The 22,018-nt window shown below is 43.1% G+C and carries 17 protein-coding genes and 2 tRNA genes; 10 read left to right on the top strand and 9 right to left on the bottom strand.

What is annotated here, in order from left to right:
- Positions 1-567 precede the first annotated feature (567 nt).
- From G6N79_RS08285 to G6N79_RS08300, 4 genes are all read right to left on the bottom strand, one after another.
- On the bottom strand, positions 568-1,437 hold the full coding sequence (locus G6N79_RS08285) for a pirin family protein (protein WP_103907473.1): 870 nt from the start codon (positions 1,435-1,437) through the stop codon (positions 568-570).
- Positions 1,438-1,462: 25 nt separating this feature from the next.
- A complete protein-coding gene (locus tag G6N79_RS08290; RefSeq protein ID WP_103907474.1) occupies positions 1,463-2,320 on the bottom strand; it encodes an NAD-dependent epimerase/dehydratase family protein in 858 nt (285 codons plus the stop codon).
- Positions 2,321-2,501: 181 nt separating this feature from the next.
- Positions 2,502-2,574 (bottom strand) — tRNA-Phe (locus G6N79_RS08295).
- 2,622 nt (positions 2,575-5,196) lie between these two features.
- Positions 5,197-6,414, bottom strand: coding sequence for an IS4 family transposase (locus G6N79_RS08300; RefSeq protein ID WP_103907475.1), 1,218 nt, complete (start codon positions 6,412-6,414; stop codon positions 5,197-5,199).
- A 397-nt stretch (positions 6,415-6,811) separates the two neighbouring features.
- Here G6N79_RS08300 and G6N79_RS08305 point away from each other — a divergent pair, with 397 nt between their 5' ends.
- Entirely contained in the window at positions 6,812-7,342 is a 531-nt protein-coding gene (locus G6N79_RS08305; RefSeq protein ID WP_103907476.1) for an immunoglobulin-like domain-containing protein, read from the top strand.
- Positions 7,343-7,434: 92 nt separating this feature from the next.
- Complete coding sequence (locus G6N79_RS17745; RefSeq protein ID WP_394341720.1) at positions 7,435-7,623, top strand: TlpA family protein disulfide reductase; 189 nt, start codon at positions 7,435-7,437, stop codon at positions 7,621-7,623.
- A gap of 41 nt (positions 7,624-7,664) precedes the next feature.
- Here the strand turns inward: G6N79_RS17745 and G6N79_RS08315 are convergent.
- Positions 7,665-7,737, bottom strand: a tRNA-Phe gene (locus tag G6N79_RS08315).
- A gap of 185 nt (positions 7,738-7,922) precedes the next feature.
- Here G6N79_RS08315 and mnmA point away from each other — a divergent pair.
- Positions 7,923-9,029, top strand: coding sequence for a tRNA 2-thiouridine(34) synthase MnmA (mnmA, locus tag G6N79_RS08320; protein ID WP_103907478.1), 1,107 nt, complete (start codon positions 7,923-7,925; stop codon positions 9,027-9,029).
- A 67-nt stretch (positions 9,030-9,096) separates the two neighbouring features.
- On the opposite strand, the gene gap is transcribed toward mnmA, so the two are convergent.
- From gap to pfkA, 3 genes are read right to left on the bottom strand one after another with little or no spacing between them, the layout of a single operon-like run.
- Positions 9,097-10,095: a type I glyceraldehyde-3-phosphate dehydrogenase gene (gap, locus tag G6N79_RS08325; protein WP_103907479.1), complete on the bottom strand. Its 999-nt coding sequence runs from the start codon at positions 10,093-10,095 to the stop codon at positions 9,097-9,099.
- 5 nt (positions 10,096-10,100) lie between these two features.
- The gene (locus tag G6N79_RS08330) at positions 10,101-10,949 is read right to left on the bottom strand and encodes a hypothetical protein (RefSeq protein ID WP_103907480.1); all 849 of its coding nucleotides are present in this window, start codon (positions 10,947-10,949) and stop codon (positions 10,101-10,103) included.
- Positions 10,950-10,953: 4 nt separating this feature from the next.
- Positions 10,954-11,937, bottom strand: coding sequence for a 6-phosphofructokinase (gene pfkA, locus G6N79_RS08335; protein ID WP_103907481.1), 984 nt, complete (start codon positions 11,935-11,937; stop codon positions 10,954-10,956).
- Between the two features lie 401 nt (positions 11,938-12,338).
- Between pfkA and G6N79_RS08340 the strand changes: the two genes are divergently transcribed.
- From G6N79_RS08340 to G6N79_RS08365, 6 genes are all read left to right on the top strand, one after another.
- Positions 12,339-13,001, top strand: coding sequence for an NUDIX hydrolase (locus tag G6N79_RS08340; protein WP_103907482.1), 663 nt, complete (start codon positions 12,339-12,341; stop codon positions 12,999-13,001).
- 161 nt (positions 13,002-13,162) lie between these two features.
- Positions 13,163-13,762 (top strand): TetR/AcrR family transcriptional regulator, encoded by a 600-nt coding sequence (locus G6N79_RS08345; RefSeq protein ID WP_103907483.1) that lies wholly within the window; start codon positions 13,163-13,165, stop codon positions 13,760-13,762.
- A 5-nt stretch (positions 13,763-13,767) separates the two neighbouring features.
- A complete protein-coding gene (locus G6N79_RS08350) occupies positions 13,768-15,105 on the top strand; it encodes a TolC family protein (protein ID WP_103907484.1) in 1,338 nt (445 codons plus the stop codon).
- A gap of 13 nt (positions 15,106-15,118) precedes the next feature.
- Positions 15,119-16,177 (top strand): efflux RND transporter periplasmic adaptor subunit, encoded by a 1,059-nt coding sequence (locus G6N79_RS08355; RefSeq protein ID WP_103907485.1) that lies wholly within the window; start codon positions 15,119-15,121, stop codon positions 16,175-16,177.
- Between the two features lie 18 nt (positions 16,178-16,195).
- The gene (locus tag G6N79_RS08360) at positions 16,196-19,366 is read left to right on the top strand and encodes an efflux RND transporter permease subunit (RefSeq protein ID WP_103907486.1); all 3,171 of its coding nucleotides are present in this window, start codon (positions 16,196-16,198) and stop codon (positions 19,364-19,366) included.
- Between the two features lie 144 nt (positions 19,367-19,510).
- Positions 19,511-20,101: a hypothetical protein gene (locus tag G6N79_RS08365; protein ID WP_103907487.1), complete on the top strand. Its 591-nt coding sequence runs from the start codon at positions 19,511-19,513 to the stop codon at positions 20,099-20,101.
- A gap of 596 nt (positions 20,102-20,697) precedes the next feature.
- Here the strand turns inward: G6N79_RS08365 and G6N79_RS08370 are convergent.
- Positions 20,698-20,859: a hypothetical protein gene (locus tag G6N79_RS08370; RefSeq protein WP_160003800.1), complete on the bottom strand. Its 162-nt coding sequence runs from the start codon at positions 20,857-20,859 to the stop codon at positions 20,698-20,700.
- Positions 20,860-21,030: 171 nt separating this feature from the next.
- Between G6N79_RS08370 and G6N79_RS08375 the strand changes: the two genes are divergently transcribed.
- On the top strand, positions 21,031-22,017 hold the full coding sequence (locus G6N79_RS08375) for a YihY/virulence factor BrkB family protein (RefSeq protein ID WP_103907488.1): 987 nt from the start codon (positions 21,031-21,033) through the stop codon (positions 22,015-22,017).
- Position 22,018 lies beyond the last annotated feature (1 nt).

A 22,018-nucleotide genomic window follows, 5' to 3' on the forward strand; every position in this document is an offset into this window, starting at 1 on the left:
GCCATTTATTGTTTAACAAAAGCCAGGACGGCTTAATATGAAGAAATTGTGTAGGGAACACAGAATTTCCATGTATGTAGTCAACGTTGAAATCAGAAGTTAGCCGATTCGATTAATAATTAGTTGGTTAGAATTTACAAACGAAATCCGGTCTGAAGGAATTCAAATGTTGATGTACTAATATATTGAGTCTTGGGCAAATAAAAAATACCATTTGTAAGGTATTTTTTATTAAAATTCGTTAATAGTTATAATTTATTGATTATCAGTTGCTTTTGTTTTTATAAAAAAGCTAAAAAAGTATCTGAAATTAACTTTTTCCTGATTAAGGTAATGGTGGACGAAGGTGGTAAATTGGCTATTGTTAGGATTTTAACTCAATTTGAAGCTCAAAAGGCAATATATGTTGATGGTGAAAAAACTAACTAAGTTATAGCCGTATTTATGTACGATTTTGGGTGATCAAGAAGTTGGACAAAAAATAAAACCGTGATTATTACCTAATCACGGTTTTTTTATTGGAAACAAAGCTGTTCCAGCCTAAATTATTGACATTGATTTTCTAGTTTACAACCTGCCGAATTTGCCAGCGTGGAAATCTTCGAAGGCTTGCGCCAACTGTTCCTGTGTATTCATGACAAAAGGGCCATAATGTGCGATTGGTTCATTTAATGGTTCCCCACTCATGATAAGTACCAAAGTATCTTCACTGGTTGCGGTCAATTTGAAAGTATCTGCCGCATTGTTCTCGAACATTGCAAAACTATCCTTCGCCAGTTCCTGGCTATCATTTACCATGACGCTGCCTTCGATTACCAAGATTGCGGTGCTCCAGGTATTGTTGAACGTGAATTTAGCTGAAGATCCCTGTTGCAAATACGCATTGTAAAGATCGATTGGTGAAAAGGTTGTTCCCGTTCCTTGCTGTCCTTGGTATTCACCAGCGATGACATTGACGAAGCTCCGCTCATCGATCGGTACCCTGGTCATTTCACCAACGCGCAAATCCTGATATTTAGGTGCAGTTTCCTTATCCTTCGCCGGGAGGTTGACCCACATTTGTACCATTTGGAATGTGCCGCCGCGTTTGGAAAATTCTTCCTCGTGGTATTCCTGGTGGAGAATGCCGGATCCCGCAGTCATCCATTGCACATCACCCTCGCCGATGACTCCATGGTTCCCACGGCTGTCCTTGTGTTCGATTTTTCCTTTATAGGCAATGGTCACCGTTTCAAAGCCTTTGTGCGGATGGGCACCAACCCCACGTGGGATTTCCTTGGCTTCAAAGTCAATGTCGGCATTGTAACCCACTGCGAAGAATGGGGACATCCGTGTGCGAGGGATTTCCTTTCCGATAAAGGAAGTGGTGTAAAATGCATCACCTACCCAATTGAAGTTCCGCGGTGTAAGTACCTGCTCTATATTTCTGTAATTCATGTCTACTCCTTTTTAAATGTTTTGATTATTTGCTCAAAATATCCTGTACAGCGGCGCTGATTGCTGGATATTTGAACGTGTAGCCCGCGTCTACGATGCGGTGAGCTACCAAATGCTGTCCCTTGAATGGTGCAATGGTGTAATCTGTACCTTTCAATTCATTGGAAATTACCTTGAAGATATCCTGTAAGGAGGCCGGCTCTGGTGCTACGGAATTGAACACACCATCCAGGTTGTTCTCCACCGCAAATGCAAATATCCCGGCCATGTCCTCCACGTGATTCCAAGGGTAGGATGCACCATTCGGCTGCTGCGCTACGGATGGATCCTGCAGGACCATGTTTTTATAGATCGGGAAGATGCCACCGTCATGTCCCAGAACCAAGGAAACCCTGATTTTTGAAACATGCTCCGCTACACCATCAGTTTTAAACTGATCTGCTGCCTTTTCCCAATCATCGCTCAGTTCAGCCCCGAATCCTTGTCCTTTTTTGCCATTTTCATCAATCTCCTCGGTGCTGTCCGTGAATCCGTAATACCCTATTGCCGAGGCGGAAACAAATGCCTGCAGTTTTTGTCCGCGCTTTTGCAATTCCTTATGCAAGAAATTGGCAGCTCCGATCCGGGTATCATAAACCAGTTTCTGGCGCTGTTCAGTAAGCGGTGTACCGTCATTCAGCTTGGAGCCTGCGAGGTGCACGATGTAATCCACATTGTCCAAGGCATGTTCGTCGATTGTCCAGGATTCCAGGTCCCAGGCGAACTCATTATCCGCCTCTGGGGTACGCGTTAAAAGTTTAATGTTGTATTTGCCCGCCAATTGTGGGATAAGGTGTCTTGCGATAAAACTATTTGCTCCTGTAATTAATACCGTTTGTTTCATGTCGTTAGTTCTGATTTTGTAGAACAAAGGTAAGCTGTTTTGGAGAAAGGGACCTCATGCGTTACCCATAGGTAACCAGTTACTTGTAGGTAAGGGGAGTGGTGAGGGAGGAGGAAAGGCTGGTTTGTTTTCCCACGATAGGGCGTCCTACTAAAAAAGCCCGTCAGAGACGGGCTTTTTGTGGTGCCAGCTGGATTCGAACCAGCGACACAAGGATTTTCAGTCCTTTGCTCTACCAACTGAGCTATGGCACCTTTTCAAGTTTTTTTGAGGATCTGTAACTTGGCAGATGATGTTGAAAAGCGTTGTTATTCGCTTACAACGTTACAAAGGTAAAAATCCTAGGGTGAAATGCAAACAAATATTGGTTAAAAGCCTGTAAAACGGTTATTATCACCGATATAATTTTATCTAGATGGTGGGAAGGGGGGTAGTTGTGGGGGCGTTAAAAGATTTTGATAAAGGCACAAGAGAACAGCCGCACAGGCCATCCGCACAACTCTTGCGCCAGCGTTGTTTACGGCTTTAAAAGGGGCGTTTTTTTGGGATGGGATGGGCGCGCAGAGCGCGCCCATCCCATCCCAAAAAAACGCCCTAATCGCGTCATTTCGCACGCTGGCGCAAGTCTTTTGATGTGGGCTGCGCGGTGGCGGACTTGTGCCAAAAACATGCCGTAGGCACAAAAAAAACAGCACCTTAAACGGCACGCTGGTGCACGGGTTATATACGTTTGATTCAACATGTTCTAAAGTAGTTACACCCCTCTGGGGTTGCATGGCGGAATTGTGTTTAACATGCCAAAGGCAGAAGAGAACAGCCGAAGCGCCTTAGCATCCAACACGTACGAAAACATAATCATTTTAAATTATTATATAACACGCTATTCAACCCCGAAGGGGTGTCACTATTTTAGCTCACGCATTAGAGCGCGAAATAACCCCAGAGGGGTGTAACTATAAGCTTTTGCCAAAGGCACAAGAGAACAGCCGCACAGGCCATCCGCACAACTCTTGCGCCAGCGTTGTTTACGGCTTTAAAAGGGGCGTTTTTTTGGGATGGGATGGGCGCGCAGAGCGCGCCCATCCCATCCCAAAAAAACGCCCTAATCGCGTCATTTCGCACGCTGGCGCAAGTCTTTTGATGTGGGCTGCGCGGTGGCGGACTTGTGCCAAAAACATGCCGTAGGCACAAAAAAAACAGCACCTTAAACGGGACGCTGGTGCACGTGTTGCATACGTTGATTCAACATGCTCTAAAATAGTTACACCCCTCTGGGGTTGCATGGATTTGTTCAGGTGTGTTCTAAAATAGTTACACCCCTAGCGGGGTTGCATGGCGGAATTGTGTTTAACATGCCAAAGGCAGAAGAGAACAGCCGATCCTGCTTTCTACCACTTTAGAAGGCGGACCATTTAATAAGATATTTAACACGCTATCCAACCCCGAAGGGGTGTCACTATTAGCTGTTGCCAAAGGCACAAGAGAACAGCCGCACAGGCCATCCGCACAACTCTTGCGCCAGCGTTGTTTACGGCTTTAAAAGGGGCGTTTTTTTGGGATGGGATGGGCGCGCAGAGCGCGCCCATCCCATCCCAAAAAAACGCCCTAATCGCGTCATTTCGCACGCTGGCGCAAGTCTTTTGATGTGGGCTGCGCGGTGGCGGACTTGTGCCTCAAAACATGCCGGAGGCACAAAAAAAACAGCACCTTAAACGGTACGCTGGTGCCCGGGTTGCATACGATTGATTCAACATGTTCTAAAGTAGTTACACCCCTCTGGGGTTTCATGGATTGGTTCTGGTGTGTTCTAAAATAGTTACACCCCTAGCGGGGTTGCATGGAGGATAATCTTATGGATGTGCCATTTTTGTAATTGTAGCACGGCCATATGGCATGGCGGATTTGGTGCTTAAACAATTTGCGCGGACAAGTGATCCAAACCATCTGCCTTACTATCCAAGACGTACGAAGACATAATCATTTTAAATTATTATATCACACGCTATCCAACCCCGAAGGGGTGTCACTATTTTAGCTCACGCATTGGAGCGCGAAATAACCCCAGAGGGGTGTAACTATTAGCTTTAGCCAAAGGCACAAGAGATCCACCGCACAATCCATCCGCACAACTCTTGCGCCAGCGTTACTCATCAATTCCTATCTCTGAAAACCTATTTCTCAAAAATAAAATTTCAATTATTCATTATAAAGTGTTAAATTACAATCAATTATCCGCAATTGTTCTCAAAATACTCGCTTCCAAACACCAATTATAAATTCACCATTGTTATTATTGATTATCTACCCTATTATTAATTAACAGCTTGAATTTTTAGCAAAGTAAAAATCACTACACGCTCTCGCATTGCCATTTTCATAATTTTCTTCCCCTAAAAAGCTGCCAACAAAACTTTCAAAATCTGCGCTGATTTGGGCAAGACGCCCTAGTGACCTTGTCCGAGGCCCGTGCGGATTCCGTCCGAGTTGCGTACGTGGTGGAGCCGTGCTATAGACACGCTCTCACCACGCTCTGACCACGCTCTCACCTCGGACGCACCTCAGACAAGGTCTCTACTACATGAAATAGAAGATCGACTAATTATTGATTTAAAATGTTGATTATCAATTTTTTATACTGAATAGAAAGCCTCATAAACCAAGCCCAGTTTTAAACGCTTAATTCCTATTCCTGGGCTTATTGACGGCTTAGACAATGAAATAAATAAAAAATCAATGGAATAAGATGAAAATAGGGCGTAGGGTGTACATGATTTCCCCGGCAGGGCGCCATAGGTCTAACTACTAAATTCTAATTACTAAATACTAAAAAAGCCCGTCTCTGACTAGTCATGGTCGGAAGAAATTCCGACCATTTTTTATGTCTTAAAAACCTTACCCGGGTCGCCTCCGGCAAATATGATTAGAATAGTAGTTATCATATCCCGTAGCTCCATTGCTATCCGTCTTTTAGCGGTTTTGAAGCCCAAATTATTGGCTTTTTTGTAAATAAGCAAAAGCATCGCTGCAATCATTGTCATATAGACCATCACCTCAATCCCGTTCTTGTTCATTGAAACCAGATGGCTCAGGTTGAGTTCCTGTTTCAGGAACCTGAAGAACACTTCAATGTCCCAGCGCTTTCTATAATAATCAGAAATTTCCTTGGCAGAAAGATTGAATTCGTTGGTCAGGAACCAAAATTCCCTGTTCGTCCTTTGGTTCCCGATGACCACCAAACGGAATACGGTTTCCACTTTCTCTTGCCGATAATGCTGTTTGCCCCGTTTGTTCTGGATGGGATTTCCAGTGTAAAGCTTTACCTTGCTGTCTTTCAGCACCTCCCAATCATCCCATTTTAGGGATTTCTCCGCGTCAAGTAACGGTTCAATCTCTTCAAATTTTCTGTTTCCTTTCGAACGGATGATGAATTTTACGGATCCTTCCTCAAATTCTTTCATGGTCCGTGTTGATTGCAGACCCCTGTCGATGACATAAATATTGTGGTGATGCTCTTCTTTTCTTACATGTCTTAAAACAGCTTCCGGGAGTGCGGAGTCTTCGGAAGAGTATTTTTGACCTGTGAAAACCTCTACCCCCGAAGGTAGGATGCCATCAAATGAAAAACTGAATTTCACTAATTTCTTGCCGCTTTTCTGGTCGATCCCTTCCTTTAGCTTAGAGCAGGCATCGGCAACAATAGTGCTGTCAACCCGTATCAGGTTGTATTTGGCTATCTTCGTTTTGTCATAGGATTCCGCAAGCCGTAAATACATCTGCTCATAGATCTCTTTGAAATAACTGGAGTCGATCTTGGAAAGTATCTCAGAGATGGAGCTCCTGCGAACCCTTTCTTCTTCCCCCAATCCAAACAGGGCTTTGAAGACGCTACTGTTAAAGGTGTCCTCAAGTGTCCTCTGGCTCAATCTAACGTTGTCAAAAAACACAGAACAAGAGCAATAGAACATTTTCCTCCCATGGAGGACCTTGCTAAAATGGTCAACCTTGGTGGTTGGTGAAAGGTGGCTTAAAAGCGACTCGGGAATGAAATCCAGAACCTGACTAAGGGAAACTTTGTGGTCTTTAAATACTGTGATAAAAGTTTGATTATCAGATAATTATAAAATTATTTTTATCCATATAAAACATAAAAAAGTCGGAAGAAAAATCTTCCGACCATGACTACCTGTAGGGGGGGCTTTTTTTAATGAATTTCAGAACAAAGGATATAACATTAAAACGGTATTTAATAGTAATACCATATTTACTTTTAGTATTGACAGCCAATAGTAATTTATTACTCTTATTCTATTACTTAACTATTATAAACAAAAATACCTTATCTATTTTGTAATAGTTCAATTGCATATTTTTTACTAAATAATATTTTTATTTATTAATTATTTATAATACTTTTACTAAACCTAAGTGAAAGACAGTCCATTTGATAGAAACCTTACGACCTTAACTTAACTCGAATGTAAAACTTGTCTAATGAAAATTATTAGTTCCATAAAATATGTCATAGTATTAACGGTATGGTTTTTCCTACTTTTCAAATCTACACAGGGCCAGACTCTATCAGTGAAGGACACAATTCATGGAAATTGCTTTAGGTTTTTAGATGACCCAAACAATTACATAACGCTTGAGATTGTCCCCGACACCATAAAGAAAAATATTATTCCCAAAAAAATCACTATAACCTTTACTAGGACTGAAAATATGAAAGCTTATGGTGCAGGCTATCGCTTTATTTTACAAAAGTGGAACGGCAAGAATTGGAAAGTAGTGAGCTTTAAGAAACCTAAAATCGAGGGTTCTATAAAAATGGTAGTCGCTTTTAATGACATTCTGTTTCGATTTGATAAATTCAATAAAATAGAAACTGAAATAGATCTTTATAGATACTTTGATAAAAAAGATTTGAAAACAGGTAAATATAGAATCGTAAAAGGATTTATGCCATTTGATGGAATCAAAAAACACATTTATCTATCTAGTGAATTTTATATCGTAAACTAAAATATAATTTAAGGTAATATAGGGTCCCAAAAAAGGTTGGGGCTTTTTCTTTTTATACTATTGAACTTCTATCGAACCCTATAAAAAAGCTTATCTTTTTTTTCGTTCAAAAAAACGGTAGTTATCTTTATATCAATATTTGGGCAGAATGGTGTATGAATTGTCGGGTTCAAGTTCCTTACATTCATAAATTAGAAGAGGATATGAAAGGTAGAAATATCAAGTTCATTGGTATATCTATAGACAGAGATGAAGAAATAGGTCTAACTACTAAATTCTAATTACTAAATACTAAAAAAGCCCGTCTCTGACGGGCTTTTTGTGGTGCCAGCTGGATTCGAACCAGCGACACAAGGATTTTCAGTCCTTTGCTCTACCAACTGAGCTATGGCACCTTTTGTGCATGAACCGTTACCGGACTTGCGTTGCAAATGTAGGGTCTTTTTTCGAATTCCAAAACTTTTGGGACAAATATTTTGTGCTAAATTTTCAACGGCTTGATTTTGATAGAGATAAAATTACATCAAATAAACATTGCGTATACGCAAATAACGGTATCTTTGCACTTCAATAAAATGTTATGAGTAAAAGAGGAAGAGTTCTGGTAGCTATGAGTGGGGGAGTGGATAGTTCCGTTGCTGCCGTCATGCTCCATGAACAAGGCTATGAAGTCATAGGTATTACGATGAAAACCTGGGATTATGCAAGTTCCGGGGGCTCTTCAAAGGAAACAGGCTGCTGCAGCCTGGACAGTATAAATGATGCGCGTACCTTAGCGGTAAACTATGGTTTCCCGCATTATATTTTGGATATCCGTTCCGAATTCGGAGATTATGTAATCGATAATTTTGTGGATGAATATATCGCCGGTCGCACACCAAATCCATGCGTGCTGTGCAATACCCATATCAAATGGGAGGCACTGATGAAGCGTGCGGATAAATTGGACTGTGAGTTTATCGCAACGGGTCATTATGCGAATATCCGCCTGCACGACAATGGCCGATACGTCATTTCCAAAGGGCGTGACGAGAATAAGGACCAATCCTACGTGCTGTGGGGCGTATCCCAGGAGAACCTGGCGCGTACGCAATTTCCATTGGGGAATTTCACCAAAAAAGAGATCCGCCAAATGGCGCTGGATATGGGACAGAAAGAGATCGCCAATAAATCCGAAAGCTATGAGATCTGCTTTGTGCCGGATAACGATTACCGTTCTTTCCTACGCCATAAGCGTCCGACGATCGACCAAGAGATCGGTCCTGGAAATTTCCTGCTATCCGATGGTACGGTCGTAGGTCAGCATATCGGTTATCCGTATTTTACCATTGGTCAACGTAAGGGCTTGGGTATTGCCTTGGGCAAACCGATGTTCGTGATCGAGATCCTACCGGAGAGCAACTCCGTGGTCTTGGGAGAAGAACATGAGCTGGAAAGAGGGCAGGCCTTTGTGCGCGATGTGAATCTGGTGAAGTATGCTTCCCTTGATGCACCGATGGAAGCGATTACCAAGATCAGGTATAAGGATTCTGGAGCGATTTCAACATTGACACAACATGGAAGTATCATGCAGGTTGATTTTGAGCACCAAGTGAAAGGTATTGCACCAGGGCAATCGGCTGTATTCTATGAAGGTGATGACCTGTTGGGTGGTGGCTTCCTGATGAAGGATGCACCAACGTTCTAAGGGCTTAAAACTATAAAAAAAGGCGATGTCAGATTTCTGACATCGCCTTTTCTATTTCTAGGCCTGATTACGATAATTTAGCAACCTCTTGCGCTAGATCAATGATTTTGTTGGAGTAACCCCACTCATTGTCATACCAAGAAACCACTTTCACGAAGTTATCGTTCAAGGAGATACCTGCTTTTGCGTCGAAGATGGATGTACGTGCATCCCCCAAGAAGTCAGTAGATACCACATCGTCCTCAGTATAGCCAAGGATACCTTTCAATTCGCCTTCAGAAGCATCTTTCATGGCTTTCTTGATGTCCTCGTAAGAAGCACCTTTTTCCAAACGTACCGTTAAGTCAACAACGGAAACATCCGGTGTAGGAACGCGAAGGGACATACCTGTTAATTTACCTTTCAACGCAGGCAATACAAGGCCTACCGCCTTAGCCGCACCTGTTGAGGATGGGATAATGTTCTGGTAAGCTCCACGACCACCTCTCCAGTCTTTCGCTGAAGGACCGTCAACAGTCTTTTGTGTAGCTGTAACAGCGTGTACAGTTGTCATCAAACCTTCTACGATACCGAATTTATCGTTCAATACCTTAGCGATTGGCGCTAAACAGTTTGTTGTACAAGAAGCATTGGATACGATGTTGTATTCTGCTTTCAATTCTTTATGGTTTACACCCATTACGAAAGTAGGTGTGTCATCCTTTGCAGGAGCGGACATGATTACTTTTTTCGCACCGGCATCGATGTGTTTCTGCGCCAATTCCTGTGTAAGGAAAAATCCTGTAGATTCGATGATCACTTCAGCACCCACTTCATCCCATTTCAGGTTTGCCGGGTCTTTCTCAGCCGTGATGCGGATCGTTTTTCCGTTTACAACCAAGTTGCCATCTTTAACTTCTACCGTTCCGTCGAATTGACCGTGTGTAGAGTCATATTTCAACATGTATGCTAAGTAGTCAGGTTCAACTAAGTCATTGATTCCCACTACTTCGATATCACTGCGTTTCACAGCAGCTCTGAATGCTAAGCGGCCAATACGGCCAAATCCGTTAATTCCAATTTTCATTTCTACTAATTTTTATTTAAATAATATTTTACTAGGTTTTGTACAGGTTCCTTGATGATGGTTCCGATTACCAAGTGATGGTCTTTGGCAATCTGCCGCAACCAATCTCCGTAATTGTTGGCCACCGAACCTGTAAAATTTAAGGTTGCATCGGGATAGGCTTCGGAAAGTGGGACCACATAGGTCTTCACATACGTATCCAAGCCTTTTTTGATGATCCCCTCCACATAGGGATCATCCTTGTTCTCGAGGATGAAATCGGCAAAGGAGGTCAGGAAGATATTCGGATTCGGTGTATTGTACGTTTTATCCAAAATGCCCTTCCGATCCAGGTTGTGCTTGCGTTCGAATTTCTCGCGGAAACCCGGCGGCATGGATTCCGTCAGGAAGTCCTTCAGGATCATCCTGCCCTGCCAATTGGTGGAGGCCTCATCTGCTAGAATGTATCCAAGGCCAAAATTGTTCTCGATTATTTTTCTTCCATTGTAATACGCAGCGTTGGATCCACTACCGATGATACCGATGATGCCCTTTTCATTGCCGAAGGTCGAGATGGCCGATGCCAGCATATCGTGGCTGACCTTTACCTTGGCATTCTTGAAGAACTGCATGAAGACGTTCTCGATCTTTTCCTGCCGCTCACGGGAGGAAGCCCCCGCACCGAAGAAATAGATCTTGCGGATCCGCTCGGCATGGTTGATCAGTTGCGTGTTCTTGTTCAGGATCTGGTAGATGAACCGTTCATCTTGTATATAGGGGTTGATACCGGTTGTTCGGAAACCGTGAAGAATTCTTCCTTTTTCTGCTAAGCGCCAATCGGCATATCGTGAACCGCTAAATACTACTGCTATCATATGGTTATATATTCATTACTTCAGCAATCGTGATCAGTTCCTCGTCCAGTTTGAATTCCTTTCCGCGCAAGGCTTCCTCCAGGGTAGTGGTCACCATCTTACTGCCACGGATACCCACGGTTGCACTTCTGTTACCTTTCAATAATTCATTTACGGCAAAGTACCCCATTCGGGTAGCGAGGACACGGTCAAAGCTGCTTGGGGAACCCCCACGTTGCAAATGTCCTAATATACTAACTTTTGTGTCATAAAAATCAAATTTTTCATTGACACGTTTAGCGACATTGTAGGCACCGCCATTTTTATCGCCTTCAGCGATAATCACGATCATGGAAGTCTTGTTCCTGTCCTTCGCCGTCTCCAGCATATCGATCAGTTCATCGATTGCGGTTTCCTTTTCGGGTAGCATAATGGCTTCGGCACCGCCTGCAACACCCGCATTCAGGGCAATACAGCCGGAGTCACGGCCCATCACTTCCACGAAAAATAAACGGTTGTGTGAGGCTGCGGTATCCTTGATCTTGTCGATGGCGTCAATAACGGTATTGTTCGCCGTATCGAACCCCAACGTGTAATCCGTACCATACAGATCGTTGTCAATGGTGCCGGGAATGCACAACACTGGGATATCATATTCCTGGGAGAATATTTCAGCACCCGTAAACGTTCCGTCGCCACCAATTGCAACCAATGCATCAATGCCTGAACGTTGGATATTATCATATGCTTTTTTACGGCCTTCCAGCGTTCTGAATTCCGGACAACGTGCAGACTTCAGGATAGTACCACCTTTCTGTAGGATTGAACTCACGGAACGACTCACCATTTCCGTAAAGTCCCCCTCGATCATCCCTTCGTACCCCCTAAAAATTCCTGTTACTTTGATATTGTTGTATAATGCTGTGCGAACTACCGCTCGAATGGCTGCATTCATGCCTGGAGCATCTCCACCGGATGTATATACGCCAATTCTTCGTATTTTGTTCATTAGGTCTTTTTTATTTTTTAGAATTACGAATATAATGTGTATTTCTTACACTATTAAATTTTTTTGGTAATTTGTTTGTGAAATTTAAGGTTTTTAACGATTATTTAAAGCAAAGAGCGGTCGTATTCCAAAAATTGTATTTCTTGCCAGCTAAAATTACGAAGTTGCCGGTTGAAGTGCTATCCCTTTTTTATTCTTTTTGTAACGGGATAGGTGTGGGGTGGAGGAGGATTGGTTTCCGATTGGAAAGGTTGTCATTTTTAAGAAATTAGTCGATTTTGGGCGACGTTTATTTTTCTTTTTTGATTTTTTTCAATTCCAGCCGTCGGTTAACTAATTTAATTGTTATAATTGTTGAGGTTTTCAAGAACAAGGTAGATCAATTAAAATAAATTTAGATTTTGCAGACTCATTTTACGATTGATTGTGTGATTTTGGCCTTTGATGAAGGTCAAGTGAAGGTGCTATTGGCAGAACGTAACGAATATCCGTACAAGGATTGGTGGGCATTGCCTGGGTATTTCGTGAACAAGTATGAAGAGATGGAAGATGCCGTTGCGCGGATTCTGTTGGAAATGACCGGTTTAAAGGATATCTATATGGATCAGCTTGCCGCCTTTGCCGGCGTGAAGCGTCACCCTGAGGGGCGTATCTTGACGGTGGCCTATATGGCGCTTGTGCAAATGGATGAGGTCCGTAATAAGATTGCCACAGGTACCAATTACATGCGTCAGTTAAAATGGTTCCCTGTTGACGAGCTACCTGATCTGGCATTTGACCACAAGGAAATCCTGCAACTCGGCCTTGATCGGCTAAAGAAATCCGTAAGTTATTCCGCAACCCCGTATGAGCTCCTGCCCGCAAAATTTACATTGACCCAACTCCAACAGGTTTATGAAGCACTGCTCAACAAAAAATTGGACAAACGTAACTTCCGCAAAAAGATCAACAACCTGGGGTACCTCAAAGAACTCAATGAATTTCAGAAAGGCGTGTCCTATCGAGCTGCCAAGCTCTATTCCTTTGATAAGAAAAAGTTTATGAAAATGTTCAGTCAGGACTAAACAGCACGCATTTAAGCTACATTTTCTCTACAAAATAATATTTACCCTTGTTAAATATGTGTTAATGGTCACATTTTTGACAAAGGCATGATATTATTTGATATCTATTCTTTACTTTTGAACAAAATTTGAAAAAAGTCAAAAATAATAAAAGGTAAAAAATGGAAAATCGTAAGGATCAAATCATCGAGGCAGCGCTGAAACGCTTTGCTCATTTTGGTTTTCATAAGACCACAATGAACGAAATCGCCGATGATCTGCGAATTACTAAAGCAAACTTATATTATTACTATCCGGATAAATCAACCCTTATTCTGGATGTTGTATGCAAGATTGCTACAGATTTACAGGCAGATGAGAAAAAGGTCATCGATCAGTATGCGAACAATTTCATGGAAACCATGTTCAAGCTGATTGAATTGAGGGGGGATTTTACCCGTAAGTATTACATCTTTCATATTAACGAGAACCTTGATTGGATCAAGGGCATCGATATCTATGAAGTCATGGAGGATTTCTACCAGCGCGATGTGGCGTTGTTGAAATGCCTATATGAAAAAGCAATGACCCATGAGGGCTTGGTATTGGACAATGTGGATGAAGTGGCCCGAGCTATGGTTGAGATCCAAAAGGGCGTGAGTTTTATCCATACCATTTCCGACATGATTACAGGCATTCCGAATGATGCGAATGTGGATAAGATCATCGAGAGCCAAAAGCGGGCGGTTAAATTAATTTTTGAAGCAAGATTAGCGAAATAAATAGAATGAATAGAACAAAAGTGTTTACCCTAATAATGGCCGGACTTTTTTCCGGATCATTGTTGCATGCGCAGGAAACCTTGACTTTACAGGAGGCTGTCAAGTATGCGCTGGAAAATAAAGCAGAAGCGAAGAAAGCCAAGCTTGATGTGGAGAATTCCGAATACATGATCGATGAGGTTCGGGCTGGGGGCTTGCCACAGATTAGTGGTCAAGGTTCATTGACGTATAACCCATTGATCCAGAAAAGTGCCTTAGATGGTGCTTTGATGGGACGACCAGGTGAAACCATTATGGTGGCATTCGGTCAGCCATGGCAAGCAAACGCAGTGGCGCAGGTAAGTCAGCAGCTTTTCAACCAATCGTTGTTCACCGGCTTAAAAGCGGCCAAGTCAACACGTGAATTCTATCAGATCAATTCACAATTGACCGATGAACAATTGATCGAGAAAGTAGCCAATGCATACTATGAAGTCTACCAATCGGATCTGCAGTTGAAAACCATCGATAACAACTTGCAGAACACCACCAAAACTAGGGATGTGCTGAGAGGTCTTGTTGATGCTGGATTGATGAAAAAGATTGACCTGGACCGTACCGAGGTTGCTATCAACAACCTGATGGCGCAACGTCAGGTGGTGATCAATGCACAGGAACTTCGTGAAAATGCACTGAAGTTCGCTATTGGAATGAATATTAATGAAGAAATCGAATTCCCTGCGGAGACGTTTGATGTGGATGCATCCCTGTTGAGCGAGGATTTCGATATCAATAACCGTACAGAGATCAGACTTGCTGAAAAGCAGATCGAATTGTTGGAGCTGAACAAGCAGGCTAAACGCGCGGAATATTATCCAAGCCTATCTTTCACGGGTAACTTGGGTTACTTGGGATTCGGACAGAAGTTCCCCATCTTCAATAGTGATGCGAATTTCTCCCCATATTCTGCATTGGGTCTAAACCTTTCTATTCCAATCTTTAATGGTGGTGCAACGAAAGCAAGAATTAACCAGGCAAACGTGGATATCTTCAAGGCGAAAGTAGACTTGGAAGATGCGAAATTAGGCTTGAACCTTGCAGGAGCCAACGCGAAAGCGCAGATCAAGAACAGCTTATTGACGGTTGACAATAACCGCCGGAACGTACAGATGGCGCAGGATGTGTTGGATGATACCAATAACAACTACCAGAACGGATTGGCGACATTGACCGAGTTATTGGATGCTGAGAATGCATACGCAGATGCACAGAACAACTTGAACACCTCACTCTTGAACTATCGAGTTGCGGAAATTCAATTGATTAAAGCAAAGGGGAATTTAAAATCATTAGTAAACGAATAATTAACAACCATAAATGAAACGCGCAATTATATCTATCGTAGTTATCGCAGCTGTTCTAGCGGCCATGTTCTACATTTTAAACAAAAACAAAGCAAAGGTCGCTGAAGAGACGGCGGTTGTAGCGCAGAAGAATTCGGCAGTAGCGGTGCGTATCGATACTGCAACCAATCAAGCGATGAACTTGGCCTACCAGGCTAATGGTACGTTCATGCCGAAACAAGAGGTGACCGTAGGTGCAGAAACTGGCGGACGCGTTGTCCGTGTTTTGGTAGACGAAGGCTCACGCGTGAGTGCAGGACAGACTTTGGCCATTGTCGAAGGCGATAAATTAAATGTTAATGTATCAAATGCACAGGCAGCTTATGATAACGCACTTTCCAACCTGAAGCGTTATGAGAATGCCCTTTCCACAGGTGGGGTTACGCAGATGCAGGTGGATCAGATGCGCCTGCAATTTGAGAGCGCAAAAAACAACCTGAAGAGCGCCAAATTGACTGCCGGTGATGTAACGATCAAAACTTCCGTATCCGGAATTGTAAACTCCCGCAAAATTGAACCGGGTGCTTATGTAAGCCCAGGTACACCAGCGTTCGATATCGTGAACGTAAGTACGTTGAAATTACGTGTAAACGTGGATGAAAAGAACGTAGCAACGCTTCGCGTAGGTCAGACTGTAGAGGTATTGGCAAGTGTATATAACGATAAAACCTTCACAGGAAGAATTACCTTCATCGCACCTAAATCCGATGGTAGCTTGAACTTCCCAGTGGAGATCGAAATCGCAAATAATGCAAACAACGACCTACGTGCAGGTATGTACGGAACTGCCGTATTCGGTGGCGAAGGAACTTCCAATGCTTTGGTCGTACCGAGAACAGCTTTCGTAGGAAGTATCTCTGACAATAAAATCTACGTCCTGAAAAATGGTAAAGCAGTAGAAACGAAAGTACAGTCGGGTAGAAGCTTCGGTGATCTGATCGAAGTAACGAGCGGTTTACAGTCAGGCGATCAGGTGATTATCTCTGGTCAGATTAACTTAACGGATCAAACTCCAGTTGAGGTCATTAAATAATTTGCGAGAAATTCTATTATGAAGATTACTGAAATATCGATAAAACGTCCCAGTCTGATCATTGTATTATTTATAATACTGACATTGGGTGGGATATTCTCCTATACCCAACTGGGATATGAGTTGGTACCTAAGTTTGAGGTAAACGTAATTACCGTTCAAACGGTTTATCCAGGGGCTTCACCAACAGAGGTTGAAAATACCGTAACCAAGAAGATTGAAGATGCGGTATCTTCCTTGGAGAATATCAAGAAATTGGAGTCTACCTCCATGGAGAACGTCTCGGTCGTGATGATCACCCTGAATGATGGGGCCGATGTCAACTTCCTATTGACGGATGCACAACGGAAGATCAATGCCATCCTGAATGACCTCCCAGAGGATGTGGATGCACCATCCCTGAATAAATTCTCCCTAGATGATGTTGCCATCATGAGCTTGGCAGTAACATCCAACCTTTCCGAGAAACAATTGTATGACCTCTTGGACAACAAGATCCAACCGATCTTTGCCCGTATCAACGGGGTTGCGAAGGTTGACCTGATCGGTGGTGAGGAAAGAGAGATCCAAGTGAGTGTGGATGCGCAGAAATTGGAAGGTTACGGCCTTTCCATCGGACAGATCCAACAGGTGATCGGTCAATCCAACTTGGACTTCCCTACGGGTAACGTCAGTACCCGTGAAAACCGGACGACCATCCGTTTGGCGGGTAAAGTGTCGGACGTGGAAGAACTGCGTAACTTACCGATCACGACGCCTGCCGGCGTGACCATTTTCCTTCGTGATGTGGCTGATGTGCAGGATGGTATCAAGGAGATCGAGAAGATCGCCCGTTTGGACCAGAAGAACACCATCATGTTGCAGGTGTTCAAACAGTCGGATGCGAATGCGGTTGAGGTTTCCAGTTTGGTAAAAGAAACTATTGCAACCGTAGAGAAGGATTATGCTAACAACAACATCAAGGTGTTGGTAGCGAATGACTCTACGGACTATACATTGAATGCAGCCAACAACGTAATTCATGACTTGATGATTGCGATTGCCTTGGTGGGTTTCATCATGTTGTTCTTCTTGCACTCCCTACGAAATGCTGCAATCACGATGGTGGCTATTCCATTATCCTTGATCGCTACATTTATCGGACTTCTATTAATGGGCTATACCCTGAACCTGATGTCCCTATTGGGTCTATCCCTTGTGGTAGGTATCCTTGTCGATGATGCGATCGTAGTAATCGAGAACATCCACCGCCACATGGAGATGGGTAAGAACAAGGTGCGTGCGGCATATGACGGAGCAAAAGAAATCGGATTTACAGTTGCGGCGATTACGTTGGTAATCGTGGTGGTGTTCTTGCCGATTGCGATGTCAACCGGACTTGTGGCCAATATCTTGGCGCAGTTCTGTGTGACCGTAATTATCTCCACCTTATTGTCCCTATTGGTATCCTTTACCGTAGTACCTTGGTTATACTCACGTTTCGGCCGTTTGGAGCATATCAATCCAAAGTCTTTCTTCGGAAAATTGATCCACGGTTTCGAGGCAGGTTTGACCAAATTTACACACTGGGTAACCGGTATCTTGGAATGGGCCTTGAAAAGCAGATGGACTAAGTTTGGTACCTTAATGATTGCGGTATTCCTTTTCTTCGGATCTTGTAGTTTGATCGGTATGGGTTATATCGGTTCCGACTTCTTCCCATCTTCGGATAAAGGAGAGTACCTGATGCAGTTTGAATTGGAGAAAGATGCTTCATTGGAGAAAACAAACTTCCTGACGCAGAAAGCGGAAGCTATTATTTCTGGAAAACCCGAAGTAGAACGTATCATCACTACGGTAGGTCAATCCTCCGACGGGATGAACTCCACATCGGGAACCCGTTATAAATCGGAGATCCACGTGATCATGAAGGATACCTATACAGGTAACTCGAAGGTATATGCTGCGATTTTGCAGCGTGAATTGGAACAAGCCTTGATTGGTGCGAAAGTTAAATCCGTGCCAATGGGATTGATGGGTGCAGAACAGGCGCCATTGAAATTGACGATTATCGGTTCCGATCTACAGGATGCGGCGGAATTCGCAGAGAAATCAGCTGAATTGTTACGTAAGATTCCTGGAGCAACCAACGTAAAATTATCCTCTGAAGGTGGTAACCCGGAAATTAATGTCAAGGTGGACCGCGAGAAAATGACATCCCTAGGCCTGAATGTGGCAACCGTAGGTATGACCATGCAGACCGCGTTCTCCGGAAATACAGACAATAAATTCCGTGCAGGAGATAACGAATATGATATCAACATCCGCTTCGATGAGCAGAGCCGCTCCAACATCGCCGATGTGCGGAACTTGAAGTTCATCAATAGCCAAGGTACACCAATCTCCTTGGAGCAATTTGCTGAGGTATCTTACGGTTCAGGTCCTTCCTTATTGGAGCGTCGTGATAAATCACCGGCCGTTTCTGTACAGGCTTCCCTAGTGGGCCGTACCTTAGGTGATGTCGCGAACGAATGGCAAGAGCAATTCGACAAGTTGGAACGCAAGCCTGGTGTTGTTTATATCTGGGGTGGTAACATGGAAAACCAACAAGAAGGTTTCGGTACCTTATTGATTGCTTTATTAGCGTCCATCATCTTGGTTTACTTGGTTATGGTGGCCCTATACGATAGTTTCACTACACCATTTGTCGTGATGTTCTCGATTCCACTGTCCTTCATCGGTGCGTTGTTACTCTTGGCATTGACCGGACAGTCCCTGAATATCTTCACGATCTTGGGTATCATCATGTTGATCGGTTTGGTGGCGAAGAATGCGATCCTTTTGGTCGACTTTGCGAATCACCGTAAAGAGCATGGTGACAATACGCACGATGCCTTGGTTGCTGCCAACCATGCCCGTTTGCGTCCGATCCTGATGACGACGATCGCCATGGTGTTCGGTATGATCCCGATCGCTATCGCAACTGGTGATGGTGCGGATATGAACCGTGGTCTTGCCATCGTAATTATCGGTGGACTATTGTCTTCGTTATTATTGACCTTGGTAGTCGTACCTGTCGTTTACTCGTTATTCGATAGTATTGGCCGCCGTTGGGGCAAGAAAGAGAAAACAGACTATGCAACATTGATCGATGCCGATTATGTTCCTAACGAACATTATGTGGATGAAATGGATGTGAAGCACAGCTAATTCAGCCAACAATTAAAATTAAATATCCGAAAGGGCCTGGAATTATTCAGGCCCTTTTCATTTTTCATGAAATCAATAGTTAAAATTAGCTATGTTGGCATATGAAATTAGCATCTTTGTATGGTAACCGAGATCTGAAAGACTATGAAGAAATATATCCTATTCCAAGTAGGGTTTGTGATGATTGCGTGTCAGCAGCCCACCAGGACGCGGACTGAAATCCCTCAGGATCCCGATATGCTCGATTCGTCCCTGTCAGAGCTTTCTCTGGAGAAGGACACCATCGAACAACCTAGGGTATCGCGGTTTCCCATTCGGAATTTTCCGGTTCAGGATACCACGAATTTCGATAATTACCAAGAAGATGAGCTGTTGGATCCCAATTCCTGGATCACCAGCTATATCAAGCAACGCTATCCGGAGGCTGGGCCCGTGAAACTGCGGTATCAGTTGATCTATTCCAAGGATTTCAGATCCATCGTCGTCACCTTGCCGAAGGGTGAAATGGAGCTCCTCACGATATTGGTCAATTTAGATCCCAATAACGACGTGCTAGGCGTGTTGGAGGTTGCCTATGATGAAATTGCTGAATCGGCCTTTAGAAAGGAAACTTCATTCTATGCAGACAGAATCGAAGTTACAGAAGTAAATGGCATGACGGATCCAGCGGAAACGGAAACAAAAATCTATAAAGTAAATCAATACGGTGCATTTATACTGCAATCGGATAAATAAAAGGCCTGCATATATTAATTTGACGTTTGAGAGCCTGCCCTAATGTTAGGGTAGGCTTTTTTGTGTTCATGCAATGGTTTCAAATACCGGGTTAAACAACAGGAAAGTAAGGATAATTGTGACTTATACATGATGCCCGAATGGAATAACCTCATGATCCTGCAAAGAATCCTGCACATTGCCTTGGCAGATTTTAATAATTACCATGGAAAATTATTTTTGCCTTCCTCAAATAACGAAAAAAGTGATTGGAAATTCCATAAAACTTGCGTGGTTAAACATGTAAAATAAAATTTGGTAACTCATTGAATGAAAGGTAGTTGATTATTTATGTATATAACTGGTATCTACAAAATCTATTTACTTTTTTGTTTTATTTTTAATTCTCAGCAGATTTTTGCTCAATTTGGTCCTTACAAACGCGCTAATATTTCTTGATTATTGCCGAATGATATTAGATCAAGATAACACATACGGAAGGGGGATCCTTCGCTAATTTAAAGCTCGAATACCCTAATGCTAACTATTAATAAATGAAGGCCCGGAATCTCTCGATTCCAGGCCTTTTTTACTTATTGAAACTTTCTTTCTTGGGTTTATTCCTCGTGATCATCTACCTTGTTTGGATTGGGCGGTAGGGGATTGGTATCGCTCTCTGGACGTTTCCCTGTATCGCTTTCTACCTGATCTTTATCCTGATGTGTTTCCGTAGGTTTTTTCTGCTCATCTTCTTCAGTTGTTGTTCTTGTCTTTGTCATGTCTTTCACGTATTAAATGATTATCTATTCCGTTCTGCTCTTTGAACAATCCAGGTCCTGTTTTGTTCGCCATAGATAAGGATATGGCTCTATCTTTTTTTGTTTATTGAATTTCAATCGAAAACAAACTTTTGTGGGGAAATGCTGTTACATTACGTAAGTAAGCAATCAATGAGACAGGTAGAAAAACAAGAAAGCAAGGGATTTATTAAGGATACATTTACCATTCTGAAGAATAGTGTAATGGGCTTCATGAATGAGGACAGTATGAAATATTCGGCTTCACTAGCCTATTATACGATATTTTCACTTGGTCCCATTCTCGTGTTGATGATTTCCCTAGCGGGAATCTTTTACGGTGAAGATGCGGTTCGGGGAAAGTTGTTTTCGGAATTGAACGATCTGATTGGAAATGCTGCAGCGCGACAGATTCAGGATGTGATCAAGAACCTTGAATTGTCAGGCAAGTCCAATCTCGCGTTGATCGTCAGTATCGTGACTTTGATCATCGGTGCGACAACTGTCTTCGGGGATATGCAGAATTCCATCAATAAGATCTGGCATGTGCGTCCGAAACCTAAAAAAGGCTGGGTGAAAATGATTTTCGACAGGTTACTTTCTTCGTCCCTGATCATTGGATTGGGCTTCTTATTGGTCGTGACATTGGTAGTCAATGGTATCATCATAGCGTTGACAAGCCGTTTGACGCGTTTCTTTCCCGATATTACCGTCTATCTGATGGATGTCATCAACTTCGCCCTGACCTTCGGTATTACCTACTTGTTGTTTGCAGTAATCTTCAAGGTCCTGCCCGATGTAGACATCAAATGGAAGCCTGTAAAGGCCGGAGCGCTTTTTACAGCAATTCTTTTTGCCATCGGTAGGTTTGGGATTGGCTTTTACCTGCAATCATCCGACACGGAAACCACCTACGGTGCTGCGGCATCCATTGTCCTGATTCTACTGTGGGTATATTATACAGCCGCGATCCTTTATTTTGGGGCGATCTTCACTCGTGAATATGCGACATTCCATGGCATCAGTATCGAGCCATCTGAATTTGCCGTGCATGTGGAAATGCAAGAGATTGAACGAAATGGAGGGGAAATTCCGCCAGCACCGCTGACGGAAGAGGAAAAGGTTATTGAGAAAAAGTAGG

The sequence above is a fragment of the Sphingobacterium lactis genome, assembly GCF_011046555.1.
Lineage (GTDB): Bacteria > Bacteroidota > Bacteroidia > Sphingobacteriales > Sphingobacteriaceae > Sphingobacterium > Sphingobacterium lactis.

What these genes read in the sequence shown, in the direction of transcription:
- G6N79_RS08285 (WP_103907473.1), bottom strand. Translation starts at nt 1,437, where the DNA reads ATGAATTACAGAAATATAGAGCAGGTACTTACACCGCGGAACTTCAAT.
- G6N79_RS08290 (WP_103907474.1), bottom strand. Translation starts at nt 2,320, where the DNA reads ATGAAACAAACGGTATTAATTACAGGAGCAAATAGTTTTATCGCAAGA.
- G6N79_RS08305 (WP_103907476.1), top strand. Translation starts at nt 6,812, where the DNA reads ATGAAAATTATTAGTTCCATAAAATATGTCATAGTATTAACGGTATGG.
- mnmA (WP_103907478.1), top strand. Translation starts at nt 7,923, where the DNA reads ATGAGTAAAAGAGGAAGAGTTCTGGTAGCTATGAGTGGGGGAGTGGAT.
- gap (WP_103907479.1), bottom strand. Translation starts at nt 10,095, where the DNA reads ATGAAAATTGGAATTAACGGATTTGGCCGTATTGGCCGCTTAGCATTC.
- G6N79_RS08330 (WP_103907480.1), bottom strand. Translation starts at nt 10,949, where the DNA reads ATGATAGCAGTAGTATTTAGCGGTTCACGATATGCCGATTGGCGCTTA.
- pfkA (WP_103907481.1), bottom strand. Translation starts at nt 11,937, where the DNA reads ATGAACAAAATACGAAGAATTGGCGTATATACATCCGGTGGAGATGCT.
- G6N79_RS08345 (WP_103907483.1), top strand. Translation starts at nt 13,163, where the DNA reads ATGGAAAATCGTAAGGATCAAATCATCGAGGCAGCGCTGAAACGCTTT.
- G6N79_RS08350 (WP_103907484.1), top strand. Translation starts at nt 13,768, where the DNA reads ATGAATAGAACAAAAGTGTTTACCCTAATAATGGCCGGACTTTTTTCC.
- G6N79_RS08355 (WP_103907485.1), top strand. Translation starts at nt 15,119, where the DNA reads ATGAAACGCGCAATTATATCTATCGTAGTTATCGCAGCTGTTCTAGCG.
- G6N79_RS08360 (WP_103907486.1), top strand. Translation starts at nt 16,196, where the DNA reads ATGAAGATTACTGAAATATCGATAAAACGTCCCAGTCTGATCATTGTA.
- G6N79_RS08365 (WP_103907487.1), top strand. Translation starts at nt 19,511, where the DNA reads ATGAAGAAATATATCCTATTCCAAGTAGGGTTTGTGATGATTGCGTGT.
- G6N79_RS08370 (WP_160003800.1), bottom strand. Translation starts at nt 20,859, where the DNA reads ATGACAAAGACAAGAACAACAACTGAAGAAGATGAGCAGAAAAAACCT.
- G6N79_RS08375 (WP_103907488.1), top strand. Translation starts at nt 21,031, where the DNA reads ATGAGACAGGTAGAAAAACAAGAAAGCAAGGGATTTATTAAGGATACA.